Origin of the sequence: Magnetococcus sp. PR-3, from assembly GCF_036689865.1 — a bacterium.
Classification (GTDB): domain Bacteria; phylum Pseudomonadota; class Magnetococcia; order Magnetococcales; family Magnetococcaceae; genus Magnetococcus.
In genome coordinates this window covers 203811-221510 of sequence record NZ_JBAHUQ010000002.1, presented here as the reverse complement: position 1 = coordinate 221510, position 17700 = coordinate 203811, and the positions used below count along the sequence as shown (strand labels likewise).

Below are 17700 nucleotides of genomic sequence, written 5' to 3'. Positions count from 1 at the left end.
TACCGATCAGCCAATTTTAAATAGGCGCTGGAAGTTGGCAGTCTCCAAAATTTTACGAATCTCCGGGCGGGCATTTACAATATCGATATTCGCATCATTAGAACCTGCCTCTTCACGCAGCAAAAGCAGCATGCCCAATGCGGAGGAGTCGATATATTCTGTACCAGCTAGATCGATAACAAAGCGAACTTTGCCCTCTTTACAATTCTCGATTTCACCCTGATAAGCGGTACGGAACTGAGAGTGCATCTCAAAGTTAAACCGCCCCTTGATGGCGATAACATGCTCACCGTTACCACGACTGACGTTAATGGTACCCGACATATTGTGTCCCCATAGTGATCAAGAATGACCGATTACTACCTAACGTTTAAAACAACGAACCAAAGCACGCTCTTATCAAGCTGTTTTAAAAGAGCTCAATATCACCTTCATCCATAGATTCTTGCTCAACAGGGTTATGCCCCATCTCGTCATAAAGAGAACGATGACGGTCCAAGACCTGTTGAATTTGCATACGTCTTGTTTGCTGGTCTGCACTGCTAATAGAAACCTCTAAGGTCTCAGCCATGAAAGTTTCCATCATATCCAGTTTTTTTTCAAGACTTTGTGAAATTTGCGTCACCATATCTTCAAATTGCAAAGACATAACCGCTAATCCCACACTTTGAGCGATCTGTTCCGATAGACGCGTAACAGAGGCCAAAGTATTAGAGGTCAGCTTATCAAGCTCGCTGATCTCCTTCATCATTTCATCCACACGGCTCTTGGATTCAATGGCAAAGCTCATATCCTTGGAGGCCATGACCTCAATGATATTTTTAGCACTACCAATGTTACGCTGAGACGTGGTTACAACGGTATCAATCTGTCCACTAAACTGAGCGGAATCCCGCGACAGCTTACGTACCTGATCCGCAACCACCGCAAAGGCACGACCTGCTTCACCAGCACGGGCTGCTACGATGCGGGCATTAAGGGCCAATACGTTGGTCTGTTCAGAGATACCATTAATATCCCCCAGTAGTTTACCAATGGCATCCATCTGCTTGGCCAGATCATCAACCCGATGGACCATCTCCATACTCTGGCGACTGACCAGAAGGATGTGATCGACAAAGGAGTGCAGAATTTGGTCGGTTTCACCAACAAACTCATGCACATTAATGCTCTTTTGCTGCTCTTCCGTTTTAGGCTCTGAACCGTCATCTTCCATTGAGTGAATCAAACAGTGCAGCAATTGAGTCTGCTCCTCTGTTTGATCACGCAAAGCGTTAAAGCTATCGGTCAGTTTAATAATAGCGTCTTGCACCAGATCACGGACACGGTGAACTTCCTCACGCATCACATCCATCTCTTGCGAGAGGACCTGTCTTATTTCGCTATAGAGTTGCTGCTCGGGCATACCATATCATCCTACTGCGTACCAAACGTTGGTCACTTGTTAAAGATCATGCTCATTCAGTAAAGAAGGAGGGATGAATCTTTAAGGATCTTTTTGCACAAGCAAAAAACAAAGTACCAAGAACACCTGCCATCATGGCATTAACCGCAGCATCAGGTATAGATAAAAAACGGCTTTATGATAAAACCCCTGCTCAGTTTCTGCTCATAAACCTGCAAATCTGATGAGAGACTCTACCCAGCCCTAAGTTAAGACCGTCCTATGAAGGTCTCTGTATCTTGAAACAGGAAAGCTCTATACATTCTATCGGTAGGATGAATCCACCGAATGAGCCTTTTTCATGGTTCTTACAAGGCATAAAAAAACGCACATTGGCCAGCACTCGTGGTTTTACGGGGATCAGAGAATCCGCTCACCCGACACCGCGTTGCCATGGCACCATGCGCGCCATATTCTTTAACCTATTGCTAGGTAGATTACGTACAGAAATTCTATGTTTGGTTCTGTTGCTATTAAGCGGCGTTTTGCTCAATACCCAAAACCTGTGCTACATCCAAAATAACCAGTAGCTTACGCTCGAACTCAACCACACCATGCACAAAATCTGCAGAGATGCCTCGCAGGTTGGCCGGTGAAGGCTGAATGGTATCATCCACAATATCCCGCACATCCCCTAACTGATCAACGACCAAGCCAACTGGGTCGAGCCAAGGACAGCGTGCATCCGCAACATCCCGATCAATTTGTGCCACTTCATTACGGGTTTTCATGATGACATTATACTGTTTAGCCCGTTGGGTGTTGCTGCTGTCTACTAAGACAGGCGGTGGGGCTGTACGCTGATCTTCGGACCAGCTTAAACGGCTTTTAAGATCAAACAGTGTAATAACACGACCACGAATATTGAGCATGCCGCGAATGTACTCAGGTGCACCAGGAACTGGTGTACACTCCATAGAGCGGTTGATTTCCCGAACCAGGATAATATCAATGCCTAGATAGAGTTCACCCAAAGTAAAGGTACTAACCAGCATGGCTTATCATTCCCATGAGCAAGGGGCAAACCCCATCAAACTGGATAACAATAACCCCTTGCCCGATTGGACAAGGGGTTAATCTTCTGTTTAATAGAACTCTTCAGTCTGCAAAGAGGCTACGACGGTCAGCAGTCGGTTTTTATCAATGGTTGGTACACAGCTGACAAACCCAGCACGACTACAACGTTGCTCCAGATCTGAAGAGATCGAAGAGGTTGTCGCAATAATAGGAATTTCAGCCATTGGTGTACCTGGAACCTCAGCAGCCAGTTCAAATCCATCCATCAATGGCATGTTAAGATCCGTCACCAGCAGATCATACACCTCTTCTTTAAGTGATTTAAGCGCTGTTGAACCCTCTTCAGCTTGCACCACATCAAAACCTACACCAGTAAGGTAGCTGGCCGTCAGTGCACGTAAGAATGGTGTGTCATCCACAACCAAAGCGCGCAGCCCTGTACCATTGACCTGCGGTGGTGGGTGTGGTGAAGAGATACCGGCGATATCAAAGACCAAGTTAACATCTGGGAACAACACCACACGGTCATCAATTTGTGCAGAACCAAACAGACCTTCGGCGCGAATGGCACGGCAATCCAGATCAATGGCGGTCTCACGGGTGTCGATAATGCGTTTGAAAATCAGACCCGCCTGCATGTCAGGAATGTTAGGAACAACCATGCAGAGGTTGTCATCTTCCTCTTCACCTTCCATTGGCTCAGACGAGTAACCCATGGACATGCTCATACCCTCAAGACCCAATACTTGGTCAGGGTAGACGGCACGGAAGGTTTTACCGTCATAGCGTACGTAGGGTAGGCCACCGATATTATCCAGCAGATCTGGCGGGATCTTCTCAACACGGCGTACCATGCTATGCACAATACCCATTAACAGGCCGGTTTCAGTCTCTAGAAGAATGATATTCTGCTTTTCACGCAAGGCTGCGCGACGCTCATCATCCAGATCCATGCGGCTTGCACGTTCAACATTGCTGAAGTTGATGTTGGCCTGTTCCATGACACCGGCATAGTCGATAATCAGAGAAACGGTACCGTCACCAAGAATGGTGGTTGCAGAGAAGCAGGGGTTATCTTTGAAGAATGAAGGCAGGGGCTTCACCACAATCTCTTCACTATCCAGCACTTCATCCACCACCATACCGAACTCATTACCACCAACGTTCAGTACCATAATATAGGCTACCAAACCGCCGGGTGCTCGGCGATCACTGGCGTCACCACGGCGTGGGCTGTCATCCTCTTCTTCCCCTTCTTCATGACGGTTAGCACGACGGTCATGAAGATTCTGACGGCGATCTGGGGAGTCAGTCTCAGGGGGCCAGACACGCTGAATACCCAGCACATCGGCCAAATCCACCAACGGAAGCAGCATATTACGTAAACGTAGAACCGGAGCATTACCAACCACTTCAATCTGGTTGGCACGATCAGATTCAGCCACACGTACAATCTCAACCAAACCAATTTCAGGAATGGCGAAGCGCTGTTTGCCGGCTGACACGATCATAGCTGGGATAATAGCCAGTGTCAGAGGCAGCTTCAGGATAATGCGTGTGCCTTTACCAATTTTCGATTCAATGTGGACCGTACCACCAAGCTTTTCAATATTGGTACGCACAACGTCCATACCCACACCACGGCCTGATACGTCAGAAACCTTTTTGGCCATGGAGAAGCCGGGTGCGAAGATCAGACCTAAGGCCTCTTCTTCTGGCATGGTGTCAGCCTGGCGCTCTGTAATCAGGCCTTTTTCCATCGCTTTTGCTTTGATGCGGTTGGCATCAATACCGGCGCCATCATCGGAGAGGGAGATGTTGACCATACCATTTTCATGATAGGCCGCCAGTTCTACCTGACCAGACTCCGGTTTACCGACAGCGATACGGGCATCTGGTTCTTCAATCCCGTGGTCAGCAACGTTACGAATCATGTGTGTCAGTGGATCGGAGAGATGCTCAATGACCGACTTATCCAGGTCAACATCACCACCGCGGATCTCAAGATCAATCTTCTTACTCAATTTACGCGCAAGATCTCGGATAATCCGTGGGAATTTGTTGAACACAACACTCACAGGCTGCATTCGAGCCTGCATCACCCGCTCCTGAATGCGGCTGGTGATGGAGTCTAGGTTCTGTACCAAAGAGGTAAAGTTGGGGAATTTGGTGGCGACATCTGCGCTGGCACGAACCAGCTGATTACGAGCCAGCACCAATTCACCAGCATTGTTGATGAGTTCATCCAGCAACGAGACGCTAACACGCAGGGTCTCTTCCACAGAGGGGACACCCCCGCTGCTGCTGCTGGCCGCTTTGCTGTTCTCAGCGCTTTTGCCTTTGGCATTGCCCTGTTTAGGCTTACGCAAAGCGGGTTTGGTGCGTTGGGGTGCAACATCACCCATACCCATGGCCATGGGATCCATCATCGGATCCATCATGGGATCTGCAGCGGGCGCTGGTTCGGCTACCGCAGGTTCTGGTGTGGGCTCAGGAGCTGGAGCTGGTGCTGCCTCTGGTTCTGAGCCGCCCTCTGCTGCTGATGCCTCTTTACAAGCTTTAACCAGATCGTCTGGAATGGGGGTGTTATTGATATTTTCCATGGGCACCTGAATTAAGGATTGTAAAAGATCCTTTTCAAGTACTGTGGCAAGAAAGATATCAAGATGGTCGCCGACTGCTGAAAAATCACCGCCGGCTACCTTAGGTGAGGTATCCACGACCTTGCCAACAGATGCAAGTAGCGATTGCAGTTTTTCAAACGAGCTTTTTTTATCGTCTGCAGAGCCTTCGGTACCCAACACAACAGAAAAGAACTTCTGCCCATGCTGCACCGCATGTTTGACGTCTTCATTGTAGTTGGCGAAGTCAAAAGAGACTGGCGCTGCCGGTGCTGCTGCAGAAGCTTCAGGCTCAGGGGCTGGTTCCGCTGCTGCAGGAGCTTCAGGCTCAGGGGCGGGCTCAGGTTCTGCGGCGGCGGCCGGTGCGGCACCACCATTTTCGTGCAGATCCAAAATAGACTGGATGATCTTGATCTGTTCGGTGGCATCCACAGATTCACTGTTGGCCACATCGTCAATCATGGTTTGAAGTTTATCCAAACCTGAAAGCAGACTGTCCGAGACCTCAGGGGAAGCTTCAATGGCGTGTTCACGCACTTTACCAAGCAAGTTCTCCATGATGTGAGAAAGCTTGGAAATAGCCGTTAAACCAAAGAAACCAGCCGAGCCTTTAATAGAGTGCACGCTACGGAACAGGCGGTTGATGACTTCGTCATCGGTATCCGCGCCCTGTTCCTCCAGCGTTAAAAGGTCGGGCTCGATGGTCTCGATGTGTTCCACGGCCTCTTGGACAAACATGCCCAATAGTTCATCATTTTCATCGGTTTCCATGTTCATGAGCTGAACTCTACTCGCTGAAGGTAAGCGTTTGTAAAAAGCGCCTTATTGACACGTAGGGAATCGTGTTGATTGTTGAGGATTTATTTTTCCTCGTCAATCCTAAACAGACACTCAAGAGGTCTTCTTTTAACTTTATTGCAGATTTATCATAAATACATATGCTTTTACACCCCTTGAAAAGCAAACGTTTTAGGGCGTTCTAGCCCTCTATATGGTTATTCTAACAAACAGAAAAGAAAGAAGAAAACAAAAAATCAATGCCGTATTAGCTTAGGTCACATTATAGGCTGTTGTGGGACATTTAAAGAAAAACAAAAAAATAACACATAATAGTGACAAGTGCCCCTTATTGTACCGCTAGATACATTATAAGGGGGATGATCTCTATACATGTATGACAATTTAACCATGAACAGTATGGGTAAAAATTCAAGCAGGTTCCGTGTGGTGAATCTTCCACTCAAACAGAAAGATGATCAATCTGTGAACCGCATACTTGCAAGCATACCCCCTGATTTATGATCGGCTATTGCAACAAAAACTTCATAGATGTTTGTGAAAAAACCCGATCTCACACCATGCCTTGTCTATGAACAAATCTTGAAGGTAAATCTGAAAAAACCTTTAAATCAGAGGGATAGAGAGGGTTAAAAAAAAGGGTGTTGAGTGATAAAGAACCGTGTTTTTTGGAATACTTGTATGTTATGCAACCGATTGAATAAAAAAGTGAATATAATAAATATATCAAAATATATCCTATGGTGAGAAGAATTTTTTAAGCGGACTTAATCTTTTTTGGAGAGTCTCTGCATGTAACTGAAATAACAGAATATATAAGATATTGCCATATGGTAATACAGGTTAGAAAATCTTTAATATATTTTTTATGTTGATATATATCTGCATGTAAAATATGGGTAAAATTTCTTTTTGTGTGTTTTGCAAGGGTGCGCGTAGATTTTTGTACCAATTTTAAAAATTTCCCGTTAGGATAACAGCGCTTGTAACACATCTATAAAACCGAGCCCTCCGCACCTAAAAAATAAAATAGCGGGTCCGGCGTCACCGGATAAAACAGGGATCGGAACATAAAAGCCGTCTATTTGAACGGCTGCGTCGCACTATTGCACAAGGGAGTAATCACCATGCGTAAATCGATGATTTCGGAGATTATCAGCGAGCCCTCAGGTGACAACAACGATACCCATCTTTGGATGGCAGTTATGGATCGTGCTGTTCGTGATCTGGTCGCACTGGAGCGTTACCGTAAAGATCCCGCTGTTGTAGATGATCCTGTGTTTCGTTATGACTACCGTACCTTAAAGAAGTGGTTCCACTCTACATCTATGGAACCAGGTTCATTTAACTGGATCTGTTCTCTGGTTAATATTGATCCTAAATGGGCTTTACGTCGGCTAGAAGAGCGTCTGGAAGTCTGTCTGTTGCCTGAATCTCGTCGTGAAAATCGTGAGGCCCTGGTGGATGCTGCTGCACAAGCGGCTTAATTCCCGCCGGGTTTTGTTAGATCATAAAGAGCCGGGCATTGATGCCCGGCTTTTTCTGTCATAGCGGGTGTTAAAGCGCAACGCCCCGCCATAAGTTGGGATAAAAGAGGTGAAGTATGAGCAGTGAAATCATGCGCAATTCCTGGGAAAAGGGAAAAGCCTTTCTGGGTACACGTTATGCCATCCTAGGTGGGGCCATGTCCTGGCTGTCTGAGCATAAATTGGTTGCTGCCATCTCAGAAGCTGGCGGTTTTGGGGTCATTGCAACCGGCAATATGCCCCCTGAACTGTTTCGTCAGGAGATCCAAGGTGTCCGTCAGTTAACGGACAAACCTTTTGGGGTGAACTTGATTGCACTGAACCCTGAATTGGCAGATTTGGTGACCATTTGCCGGGAAGAAAAAGTCTCCCATGTGGTAATTGCAGGGGGCTTCCCTGATAAATCCACCATGGCCGCTTTAAAAGAGGATGATATCAAGATTATGCTCTTTGCCCCTAATTTAGCCTTGGCTAAGCGCTTGATTAAACGGGGTGCAGATGCCTTGATTATTGAGGGGCATGAAGCGGGTGGTCATGTAGGACCTGTAGCAACCACAGTATTGGCACAGGAAATTTTACCACATATAGATGAAGTGCCTGTGTTTGTGGCTGGTGGTATTGCGAACGGTCAAATGGTCTCTCATCTGGTGGCCATGGGTGCCGCAGGATGCCAAGTTGGTACCCGTCTGGTCTGTACCGATGAGTGTATTGCCCATGAGAACTTTAAAAAGCTATTCCTTAAAGCATCCGCTAAGGATGCTGTGGTCACCGCTCAATTTGATACGGTTTTACCGGTTATTCCGGTTCGGGCGATTGCCAATAAAGGAACGGATGACTTTAACAGCTTGCAGTTAAAACTGGTGCAAGAGGTTAAAGCAGGTGAAAAAGAGCGTAAAGAAGCCATTTTGGAACTGGAACATTTTTGGGTAGGTGCTTTAAAGCGTGCTGCCATTGATGGTGATATTGAAAATGGTTCGGTTATGGCGGGGCAGAGCATCGGCCTAATCAAGGCCATTGAACCGGTTGCAGATGTGATTACAGAGTTGGCTGGTGGGGTTGAAGCCCAGTTGTAATCTGTTCCACAGTGGTTCAAGAAAATCTTGAAAAGGCAGGCGTCTATAGGCGTCTGCCTTTTTTGATGCATGGTCACGCAAGATAGGTAGGCTCTGTTTAAGCATGATCTATTTGGCTATGTGCTGTTTTGAGCGGCTTAGATGCGGGCCATAGTCGCAGCACCTTTAAAAGACCAGTAGATGGTCTGACCGCCTTAATCGACTTAACCTGCCTCTTTTATCCCCTATTTACCCAAGTATATGGGCTCCTGTTGTTGAACAAGTGCTTTAGATCAATACGCTCATGCGTATTTCAAAAGTGATGGCACCTTATGGTTTGCCTACTGTATGGCTACGGGCATCTTTTACCGTATTTAACCCGGCAAAATGATCAAACAAGTCATGTTACATTAAAAAACAAACGTAAAAACAGTTAGATATGATTGGCACGCTGTTTGTAATAAGACTAAAAGCCAAAATCGGTATAACCCTAATAGAGGAGTGGCTCATGAGCGCATTCGCCATGCAGCTCGCCTCCTTGGGATCTGCACCTAGTACGGAAAGTACACCTACTGGGTCAGAACAGGCTGCCATCACTGAAGATGGACAGAGCTTTGAAGATACGCTCCATGATGTGGACGCCCAGCGCGCCCAGGAGCATGCACAAAAGCAACGCCTGACCAAGGACGAGCAGCAGCCCTCCGCTGAAACCATTCGTAAGGAACACGAATCGGCACAGCGGAAAGATGGGTCAGATGCGCATAAGGACGTGCAAGGTGGAGAGCATACCCAAGCTCAACGTGCCCAGCAGGACCCCAAAGGTCAGGCAAGGCAGGCTGAGCAGGGTGGGCAACGGGTCGCCGTGGATGGTAACGGTGAACCGGGAAGAAGTGGGGAGATGCCCCGTGTGTCGACCAATGGTGAACTCCAACAAGGGCAGAATACGCCCCAGATGGAACAGCCAGGTCGAGTCGGGGGGCAAGAGCCTCAATTTGGTCGTGTTATGGATCAACTCCAGAACCAAGCTGCCGAACAGGCGGAAAAGGGGATGGATAAAATCCAGACACAGGCTAAAGATGGCATGGCCCTTATTAAAGGGGATAAAGGAGAGAGCTTAAAAGCCCAACGGGCCGTCTCTCAAACCCCGGTTCGGGCACAAAGTCCACAGTTTGGTGATCAACTGGCCAACCGTATTGGTCGCATGAAGTTGATCTCTCAGCCTGGACAGCAAGAGCAAATTCGTCTTCGGTTGGAGCCCCGTGAACTGGGATCATTGGATATCAAACTCCAAGTGGATGCCGATAAACAGGTGCATTTGACCATTACAGCTGAGTCCGAATCGGCGAAAGATGCCTTGAACCGCAACATGTCTCAACTGAGAGAAGCATTGGCCAAACAGGATCTGGGCTTTGCTGAACTCAATGTTGAGGTCGGCGAACGAGATTTTGCCGATGCCCAATCCCAAGGTGCCTTTGAAGACCCTTCTGGAAAAGATCAAGAGGGCGGGGATGAACGCTCCCCTTGGCAGCGTGAATGGGATCTGGTTGAGGAGATCATTCAATCTGGACAAATACGAGGTCCAGGTGTGGTTGGACCAGGGTTGAGTGTTATTGCGTAGGTTTTTAAGAAACGGCCACCAAATAAGGTGGCCGTTTTTTTGTTGTGAACAAGGGTGAAATACGATCCCTGAATGGTCGCTTTTTCCTATTGATTGGCCCGGTGTCGCAGTCAGCTGATCACGCGTAAAAAGGGTCACGAAGGCTGTGGATAACTTGGCAGTTGGTGTGTGGGCCATAGAGCACTTTTTAAACCATTTCATGGCTTTGAAAACGAACAATGAATGCCCAGGTGTGTGAGATAGGCTGTGGGTAAAAAAGGGCAGAATCGAACCAGTTGAGGCAAGAGTTGCCGGTAAAAAAGACCGGGTTTCAGTCCTTAGAAAAAAGTTACATACATTTTAAAGTCTAAAGAAAACAAGGCTTTAAAATATAAAAACAGCTTGGCACGGGGTTTGTTAAGTATTAACGCTAAAGAAAATTAAAATTCGTCCGAGTAGGGCTGCTGACGTTTTGAAGGAGATAGGGATATGAGCACAACGGGGATTGTTAATAACGTAGCGGTTTACGATCCGGATGCGAGTAAGTACAAGGATAGCTCCAACAATGCAGAGGATCTGCAATCAGACTTTCTGCGTATGTTGACGGCGCAGTTGGAGCATCAGGATCCCATGGAGCCCATGGAGAACACCGAATTTACCAGCCAGTTGGCCACCTTTGAAGGGTTGAGCCAGCAGCAGAGCACCACTCAGCTGTTACAGCAAATGGTCGAGCTAATGAGTGGCAGCACAGACCAAGTTAGCCAAGCTGTTTCTTACATTGGCCGTGAAGTGCTGGTGGAAGGCAATGGTATGAACATTGGTGAGGATGGTCAGGCCAACGTCAGCTTTGAGCTGTCGGATGCGGCCAGTGTTGATGTGGTGATGTATAACACAGCCGGTGAAGAGCTCAAGCGGGTTTCACAGAGCTACGATGGGGCTGGTATTAAGAACTTGGATCTTAATAGTGCCTTGTATGGTGATGCCACCGCCGCAGGCGATTACAAGTTCCGTGTTGAGATTACCGATGGTAGTGAGACAACCGCCACGGCACTCACCACAGGTGTGGTAACCGGTGTGGTTAATGATGCCACCGGAGTACAACTGGATATGAACGGTAGTCAGGTCAGCTTGGCCGATGTACGCCGTATTCAACTTGCGGATTGATCATGCCACTTAAGGGCTGTTGCCCTTGAGAAGAACAATCCCGAGGCAAAGTATGTTTTCGCATAGAGGCTCCACGAGAAGGGTCTCTATCGGTGACCAGGAGATAAAACATGTCCATCCATCAGGCGATGTATGCCGGTTCCAGTGCGCTAACCAACTACGGTAACGCCATGACGGTAATCGGTAACAACCTCTCAAACACCAATACAACGGCGTTTAAGGGGAGTCGAACCACCTTTGAGGATGTGCTCATTCAGACCGTTGGTATTAGTGGAACACGCGCCTCGACCCAAATCGGTACGGGTGTGGGTGTTTCGGCCATCGATCAGATGATGCAGCAAGGTAGTTTCAGTGGAACCTCCAACGTTATGGATCTGGCCATTGATGGTCAGGGCTTCTATAAGGTTCGGGACTCCAACCCTGGGGCTGCTCAGTTAGGTGGTGGTGGTGGTAACGCAACCTCCAGTATGGATACCTTCTACACCCGTGCTGGTGATTTTAAACAGAATCTAGAAGGGTATTTGGTGACCAATGCCGGTCTGATCCTGCAAGGTTACCCGGTCGATCAGACCACGGGTGAAACCGGTGGTTCCATGACAGATATTGATCTGTCGACCTACCAAACCGCCGCCCCTCTAGCCACCACAGAAGTGACTGTGGGGCTGAATCTGCAATCGGATGATGAGATCATCACCGACCCTGCCACTTACGATCCTAACGATCCTTCCAGTTACAACTATGCCACCCCCATTCGGGTCTATGACTCCCTGGGTCAAGGGCATAACATTGAAGTGCATTTCAAGAAGACCGCCAGCAATACCTGGGAATGGTATGCAGCTGCGCCTAGTTCTGACTTGAATGCAACTCAGGCTGGTACAGGTGACTTGACCAATATGATGGGTGTGACCGGTGCGGTAGAGGATGTACCGACGGGTGCAACCTATACATCAGGTACCTTGACCTTTGACAGCTATGGTCGTTTGAATACCGAAGGTTCAACCCCCATTACCTTTATGTTCACCGGTAATGATAGTGATGCAGAGACCCAAGAGATCCTGTTTGACTTTGGGGATGCATTGACCGATGACTCCACCAACGACTTTACCATTACCGATGGCGCGGTTCTGTTTGATGCCGGTGCGGTTGTGGCAGATACCGATAATACTGGGGTTGCCGGTAGTGTGCAGCGTGCCACCAGCTTTACCACCATGTCGGCCTCTCAAAATGGTTTGTCAGCTGGGTTCTTGGAGAGCCTCTCTGTGGGATTGGATGGTACCGTGAACGGTACCTATACCAACGGTCAGACCAAGTCGCTCTATCAGATTGGATTGGTAGATTTTGACAACGAACAGGCGTTGGACCAAGTGGGTGCCAATCTTTTTTCAGAAACCCACCTCTCTGGCGTACCGCGTGAAGGGGCACCAAACTCCGGAGCATTAGGTACGGTACGGAGCTTTACGTTGGAAAATTCCAACATTGATATGTCCAACGAAATGGTCAATATGATCACCACTCAGCGGGCCTTCCAGGCCAACTCCCGTCTGGTTACGGTAACCGATGGTATGTTGGAAGAGCTGATCGCTCTGAAGCGCTAATCCCTGACTTGATTTAAATAATGCCACGCAGGGCAACACCGGATTTTGGTTCGGTGTTGCCAGTTGGCGTGGAAATCGCATACGGTGAGGTTGGGTCCTGAAAAAAGGACCATGCCAATGGAACTGTGACGCGTTGGAAGAAGGAATAGAGAGATGGCTGAAGAAGGCAATCCCGAAGAAGAAGGCGGTGGTGGCGGTGGTCTAATGAAGATCATCATCCCGGTTGTCGCGCTTTTGCTTGGCGTCGGAGGTGGTTATTTCCTTGGTGATATGATGGCTGCCAAAGAGACCGCAGAAGCAGCCCAGGCCGAGCCAGAAGACACGAAAAAACCTGAAGATATTCAGGCGATGGTGGGTGATGTCTTTCCCCTTGAGGACTTCCTGGTTAACCTCAATGAAGGTCGGGGTAACCGGTATTTGAAGGCCACCATTGAGTTGGAACTGGATACCGAAGAGCTGCGGCCTGAGGTCGAACGCCGTCAGCCACAGATCCGTGACGTAATTCTGTCGCTGTTGGGTTCCAAAGGCGCCAAAGAACTCATGGATGCAGAGGGTAAATTCCGTCTGCGTGAAGAGATTCTGTCACGCATCAATGCGGTACTGGTTAACGGCAATGTCAAGCGCGTCTACTTTACCGCTTTTGTAATTCAGTAAAAAACGCGGTTAAGCCCACCACGCTTCGGCGGGTGGTGGGCAGGTTTTCAAAACAGTATCTCTTAAGATCCTTTTTGAAACGCGAATGATCCGGGCCGAGTGGGGACAAGCGTATGTCTCAAATTTTATCTACAGATGAAATTGATGCCCTAATGATGGGGTTGGAGGAGGGCACCATCGATCTGGATGAGATCGATGAGGAGATGCCCTCAGCCTCCAAGGATGAGAAAAAGACCACTCCCTTCACTTTTGGCCAGAAAACAGCCATTCGTGTTGGTGCCCTGCCGGGTCTGGATCTGATCAATGAACATTTGGCATCTCAGCTGTCGTTCAAACTGACCCAGAAGGTCGGGCGTGAAGTTCATGTGCAGCCCAAGACAACCACCAACCAAGTGTTTGGTCGTTTTCTGCACACGGTAGAACCGCCGATCTTTATCAATATTCTACGGGTTGAGCCCTCCCAATCCATGGCATTGATCTCCATCGATGGAGATGTGATGTACACGGTGTTAGAAGGGTTTTTTGGTGGCCCTGGTGACAGTGAACGCCCGTTCCGTAACTTCTCTCCCTTTGAGATGAAGGTGATTGACCGCATCATGGATGTGGCCAGGGAACAGATTGAACTGTCGTGGAAAAAGCTGGACCCATCCTTCCGTTTGGTCTTAACCCGATGGGAGAACCAGCCACAGTTTGCTGCGGTTATGCCCCTGGATGAGACGGTATTTTTAATTACCTTCTCCGTCGAGGTGGGTGATGCAGAGGGTAGTATTACCATCTGTTTCCCTGCGGTTATTCTGGAACTGTTTAAACAGCAGCTCAAACAAGGCTTCCAGCAGAAGGAAGAGGTGGAAGGTGCCTCGGCCTGGATGGAAGCACTCAACCATGAGCTGGGTATGATTGAGGTAGACATCACACCTGTGATGGGGACCGTTGAGATGTCGGTGCAGCAGATGCTGGATCTACAGATTGGTGATGAGTTTGTACTGGGCACCGATATGTCCGAAGAGATGGCCATTCAGATTGGCGGTATGGATAAATATATGGGCCATGCTGGTGTTGTGGATGGTAAGCGGGCGATTCGGATCACACGGATTGTTGAGCCCGAAAAGTGATGCATAACCGGGCGCGGTGATACACAGGAGTGGACGCGATGGAAGATAGTAACTTTGAAGACGAGTTGGATGCCCTGGAAGAAGAAGCCGATGCCATGGGTGAAGAAGAGGGCATGAGTGATCTGGCCCGTGAACTTCAGGATGAGATGGATGATGCGGAGAGCCCCTTTGAAGTAAGTGCGGATGGGGAACTGCCGAAGAATCTTGAACTCCTGATGGATGTTCCCCTGGAGGTCTCCATTCGTCTGGGTAGCGTAAGCTATCAGATCAAGGATCTTCTGCGTCTTAACAAAGGCTCTTTGGTGGAGCTGGAGAAAGAGGCGGATGATCCACTGGAGATCTATGTCAATGATCGACTGCTGGCTTATGGCGAAGTGGTGATGATCAAAGATAAGTTGGGTATCCGTATTACCGACATTGTCTCCTTGAAGGAGCGGTTGGAAAATCTGCGCTGAGGCGTTTATCCTTATTGGGCAGAGGTTGGATCAAAGCGGCTTCCAAATTTTGGAAGCCGCTTTTTTAATGTCCTTCTCTTTAAAGTATGCGTGCACCTATAGCCCGACAAAGGGTGATGGTTTCTCCACCATACCCACGCTAAGTACAACCAAAAGTCCCACACAACCACGCTGTCCATGGCATTTCACCATAGGGTAACGCTACACTGTGCATTTGTAGGTTTTTCATCCCTGGCAATGAGATAGCGCAAGACGATGCTGGTTCGACTATTCATTATAACGCTGTTGTTGGCTGTTCCTGCTCTAGCTGGTGCTGAGGAGGTGGGTAAAACCTTGAGTTTAACACCACCTGATGAGCTGGATCTGACCACACAGGGCCTACGTATTGCCGGGTTTCTCTTGGTTCTTATTGTTGTGGCAGCACTGGTCAACCGGTTTGGTCGGAAACTGCACAACCATGTGGGTTCCAACAGTGGTATTGAGCTGCTTTCTGGACGTAATATGGGGCAGGGTGTGGGTGTACGGGTTATCCGTATTCACAAGCGGGCCTGGTTGGTGGGTGTCAGCAAAGAGGGGATTAACCTGCTGGCAGAGCTCAATGAGGATGAGGTAAATGCGGTGAACGGAGCAGACAAGTGATGAAGGGACGTCGTTGGTTGTGGCCCTTAACCGGTTTTGGTCTGGTTACGCTGGCGCTGTTAATGCTGTTCAGCGGTCAAGCTTATGCGGTGGAGGTCAATCTACCGGGTTTGACCCTTGAAGGTGGTGGAAACCCAGGGGATGCGAGTCCGGAGCAAGTCAGTGTTGCTCTGCAGATTCTCGCCTTTATGACCCTGTTCTCACTGGCGCCAGGTCTGCTGGTGATGGTGACCTCCTTTACCCGTGTCATTGTGGTGATGTCTTTTGTCCGTCAAGCCATGGGTTTGCAGGGCCAGCCCCCGAACCAAATTTTGATCGCCTTGGCCCTGTTTGTGACCATGTTTGTGATGGGGCCCGTTATGGACAAGGTGTGGGATACCGCCTTGAACCCATATCTGGAGAAGCAGATCACTGGGGAACAGGCATGGGAGAATGCGGTTATTCCCGTCAAAAACTTCATGTTGCGTCAAACCCGTGAGAGTGATTTGGGTCTGTTTATGCGTTTGGCGGGTATGGAGCAGGTTAAAGAACGGGAGGACGCACCACTACGTTTGTTGATTCCAGCCTTTATGGTGTCGGAGTTAAAAACCGCCTTTCAGATTGGCTTTATGGTCTACTTGCCCTTTTTGATTGTGGACATGGTGGTGGCCTCGGTGGTTATGTCTATGGGTATGATGATGTTGCCTCCCTTGGTTATTTCCATGCCGATTAAGCTTATTCTTTTTGTATTGGTCGATGGTTGGGTCTTGGTTGTGGGCTCTCTGGTTCAGTCGTTCCGTTAGCAAGGTGGTGGCTGTCTGTCCATCTGGGTGCTGCGATACGGCATGTTGGCTTGGCAAGGAACCGAAGTAAGGTTTCACTCTGCACGTTGTAGCGCGTTGCTATCGTAAGGGGCTGGCATAGGCTTGTTAGGTCTAAAGAGACAGCAAGCAGGATATGCAAAAGCTCGGGGATCGTCCTCTCTGGACGATGTAGAGATGCTACCTGGCCAGCCAGGGGAGCAGCCTGAGCCACAAAACCGATGAACACAGGGTGGGCATTTGGAATGTCATTGCCCATAAACTCACCTGGCTACTTTGAATCGGCACGATCTTTTCACCCCCTTTTAGGCACGAACAGACATGCCAGAGACCCCATACCCCGCTTTTAGTGAAGCCCCACCCGCCCCGTTAGAGGATGCTCGGGTGGTGATTTTACCACTGCCCTATGAAGGTACCGTTAGCTACGGTACCGGTACCGCTCAAGGTCCCCGAGCCATCTTGGAAGCGTCGCAGCAGTTAGAGCTGTGGGACGAACTGCATAATCGTGAAATTCTGCCTGATCTACCGACCCATACGTTGCAACCCCCCTGCTTTAAAGGGCTTAATCCTGAACAGGTTATACAAACCATTTATGAAACAGCATATCCTCATATCCAGGCTGGGCGTAGGGTGGTGGGGTTGGGTGGTGAGCACTCGGTGACCGAGGGCATCCTCAAAGCCTATCTGGATGTACATGGGTGTGACTTTACGGTGGTGCAGATTGATGCCCATGCGGATTTACGCAACAGCTACCAAGGTACACCCCACTCCCATGCGTGTATCATGCGCCGGGTGTGGGATATGAGTTTAAACTCCGTACAGTTGGGTATTCGCTCACTGAGCCGGGAGGAGATCCGTCATATCCGCTACAATGGTTTGTCTGAGCGGGTGTTTTGGGCCAGGGATATTGTGCGTTGGCACCGGCAAGGTGAGACACAGTGGCTGGACCGGCTGGGAGCTTTATTGAAGAAAAAGGTCTTTTTGACCATTGATCTGGATGGGTTTGACCCCGCCGTCGTACCAGGAACCGGCACCCCAGAACCCGGTGGTTTGGACTGGTATATGGTAGGGGATATCATTGACCGTATTACCGCCCAGTGCGACATTATTGGGTTTGATGTGACAGAACTGGCCCCCATACCGGGTCAACAGGTTTCGGAATTTCTTGCGGCACGTTTGGTGCAACGTATATTAGGCTATCTATAACGATGAGTAGAACCATGTGA

General features: G+C 48.8%; 15 protein-coding genes. 11 read left to right on the top strand and 4 right to left on the bottom strand.

Going from position 1 to position 17700, the window contains the following annotated elements; translation table 11 throughout:
• Positions 1-6: 6 nt before the first annotated feature.
• From V5T57_RS02515 to V5T57_RS02500, 4 genes are all read right to left on the bottom strand, one after another.
• Positions 7-324, bottom strand: a complete 318-nt coding sequence (locus V5T57_RS02515; RefSeq protein WP_332889583.1) for an STAS domain-containing protein — start codon at positions 322-324, stop codon at positions 7-9.
• Positions 325-409: 85 nt separating this feature from the next.
• Positions 410-1405: a methyl-accepting chemotaxis protein gene (locus V5T57_RS02510; RefSeq protein WP_332889582.1), complete on the bottom strand. Its 996-nt coding sequence runs from the start codon at positions 1403-1405 to the stop codon at positions 410-412.
• A gap of 512 nt (positions 1406-1917) precedes the next feature.
• Positions 1918-2439 (bottom strand): chemotaxis protein CheW, encoded by a 522-nt coding sequence (locus V5T57_RS02505; RefSeq protein WP_332889581.1) that lies wholly within the window; start codon positions 2437-2439, stop codon positions 1918-1920.
• A 90-nt stretch (positions 2440-2529) separates the two neighbouring features.
• On the bottom strand, positions 2530-5859 hold the full coding sequence (locus tag V5T57_RS02500; RefSeq protein ID WP_332889580.1) for a hybrid sensor histidine kinase/response regulator: 3330 nt from the start codon (positions 5857-5859) through the stop codon (positions 2530-2532).
• A gap of 1148 nt (positions 5860-7007) precedes the next feature.
• On the opposite strand from V5T57_RS02500, the gene V5T57_RS02495 reads away from it, so the two are divergent.
• The 11 genes from V5T57_RS02495 to speB all read left to right on the top strand — a co-directional run bounded on the left by V5T57_RS02495 (position 7008) and on the right by speB (position 17680).
• Positions 7008-7367, top strand: a complete 360-nt coding sequence (locus tag V5T57_RS02495; protein WP_332889579.1) for a hypothetical protein — start codon at positions 7008-7010, stop codon at positions 7365-7367.
• A gap of 116 nt (positions 7368-7483) precedes the next feature.
• Positions 7484-8479, top strand: a complete 996-nt coding sequence (locus tag V5T57_RS02490; protein WP_332889578.1) for an NAD(P)H-dependent flavin oxidoreductase — start codon at positions 7484-7486, stop codon at positions 8477-8479.
• A 487-nt stretch (positions 8480-8966) separates the two neighbouring features.
• Complete coding sequence (locus tag V5T57_RS02485; protein ID WP_332889577.1) at positions 8967-10076, top strand: flagellar hook-length control protein FliK; 1110 nt, start codon at positions 8967-8969, stop codon at positions 10074-10076.
• Positions 10077-10544: 468 nt separating this feature from the next.
• Complete coding sequence (locus tag V5T57_RS02480; protein WP_332889576.1) at positions 10545-11219, top strand: flagellar hook assembly protein FlgD; 675 nt, start codon at positions 10545-10547, stop codon at positions 11217-11219.
• 110 nt (positions 11220-11329) lie between these two features.
• Positions 11330-12814 (top strand): flagellar hook protein FlgE, encoded by a 1485-nt coding sequence (locus tag V5T57_RS02475; protein ID WP_332889575.1) that lies wholly within the window; start codon positions 11330-11332, stop codon positions 12812-12814.
• 153 nt (positions 12815-12967) lie between these two features.
• Positions 12968-13468 carry a flagellar basal body-associated FliL family protein gene (locus tag V5T57_RS02470; RefSeq protein ID WP_332889574.1) on the top strand — a complete coding sequence of 167 codons (501 nt, stop codon included), beginning with the start codon at positions 12968-12970 and terminating at the stop codon, positions 13466-13468.
• A 113-nt stretch (positions 13469-13581) separates the two neighbouring features.
• Positions 13582-14580 carry a flagellar motor switch protein FliM gene (fliM, locus tag V5T57_RS02465; protein WP_332889573.1) on the top strand — a complete coding sequence of 333 codons (999 nt, stop codon included), beginning with the start codon at positions 13582-13584 and terminating at the stop codon, positions 14578-14580.
• Positions 14581-14618: 38 nt separating this feature from the next.
• Entirely contained in the window at positions 14619-15035 is a 417-nt protein-coding gene (fliN, locus tag V5T57_RS02460; RefSeq protein WP_332889572.1) for a flagellar motor switch protein FliN, read from the top strand.
• A gap of 255 nt (positions 15036-15290) precedes the next feature.
• A complete protein-coding gene (locus V5T57_RS02455; RefSeq protein ID WP_332889571.1) occupies positions 15291-15674 on the top strand; it encodes a flagellar biosynthetic protein FliO in 384 nt (127 codons plus the stop codon).
• Positions 15674-16456 carry a flagellar type III secretion system pore protein FliP gene (gene fliP / locus V5T57_RS02450; protein WP_332889570.1) on the top strand — a complete coding sequence of 261 codons (783 nt, stop codon included), beginning with the start codon at positions 15674-15676 and terminating at the stop codon, positions 16454-16456. The genes V5T57_RS02455 and fliP overlap by 1 nt, the downstream gene beginning before the upstream one ends.
• A 339-nt stretch (positions 16457-16795) precedes the next feature.
• Positions 16796-17680 carry an agmatinase gene (gene speB, locus V5T57_RS02445; RefSeq protein WP_332889569.1) on the top strand — a complete coding sequence of 295 codons (885 nt, stop codon included), beginning with the start codon at positions 16796-16798 and terminating at the stop codon, positions 17678-17680.
• Positions 17681-17700: the final 20 nt, after the last annotated feature.

Excerpts from the sequence above, each read along its gene's own strand:
- V5T57_RS02515 (WP_332889583.1), bottom strand. The coding sequence starts at position 324 with ATGTCGGGTACCATTAACGTCAGTCGTGGTAACGGTGAGCATGTTATC.
- V5T57_RS02510 (WP_332889582.1), bottom strand. The coding sequence starts at position 1,405 with ATGCCCGAGCAGCAACTCTATAGCGAAATAAGACAGGTCCTCTCGCAA.
- V5T57_RS02505 (WP_332889581.1), bottom strand. The coding sequence starts at position 2,439 with ATGCTGGTTAGTACCTTTACTTTGGGTGAACTCTATCTAGGCATTGAT.
- V5T57_RS02500 (WP_332889580.1), bottom strand. The coding sequence starts at position 5,859 with ATGAACATGGAAACCGATGAAAATGATGAACTATTGGGCATGTTTGTC.
- V5T57_RS02495 (WP_332889579.1), top strand. The coding sequence starts at position 7,008 with ATGCGTAAATCGATGATTTCGGAGATTATCAGCGAGCCCTCAGGTGAC.
- V5T57_RS02490 (WP_332889578.1), top strand. The coding sequence starts at position 7,484 with ATGAGCAGTGAAATCATGCGCAATTCCTGGGAAAAGGGAAAAGCCTTT.
- V5T57_RS02485 (WP_332889577.1), top strand. The coding sequence starts at position 8,967 with ATGAGCGCATTCGCCATGCAGCTCGCCTCCTTGGGATCTGCACCTAGT.
- V5T57_RS02480 (WP_332889576.1), top strand. The coding sequence starts at position 10,545 with ATGAGCACAACGGGGATTGTTAATAACGTAGCGGTTTACGATCCGGAT.
- V5T57_RS02475 (WP_332889575.1), top strand. The coding sequence starts at position 11,330 with ATGTCCATCCATCAGGCGATGTATGCCGGTTCCAGTGCGCTAACCAAC.
- V5T57_RS02470 (WP_332889574.1), top strand. The coding sequence starts at position 12,968 with ATGGCTGAAGAAGGCAATCCCGAAGAAGAAGGCGGTGGTGGCGGTGGT.
- fliM (WP_332889573.1), top strand. The coding sequence starts at position 13,582 with ATGTCTCAAATTTTATCTACAGATGAAATTGATGCCCTAATGATGGGG.
- fliN (WP_332889572.1), top strand. The coding sequence starts at position 14,619 with ATGGAAGATAGTAACTTTGAAGACGAGTTGGATGCCCTGGAAGAAGAA.
- V5T57_RS02455 (WP_332889571.1), top strand. The coding sequence starts at position 15,291 with ATGCTGGTTCGACTATTCATTATAACGCTGTTGTTGGCTGTTCCTGCT.
- fliP (WP_332889570.1), top strand. The coding sequence starts at position 15,674 with ATGAAGGGACGTCGTTGGTTGTGGCCCTTAACCGGTTTTGGTCTGGTT.
- speB (WP_332889569.1), top strand. The coding sequence starts at position 16,796 with ATGCCAGAGACCCCATACCCCGCTTTTAGTGAAGCCCCACCCGCCCCG.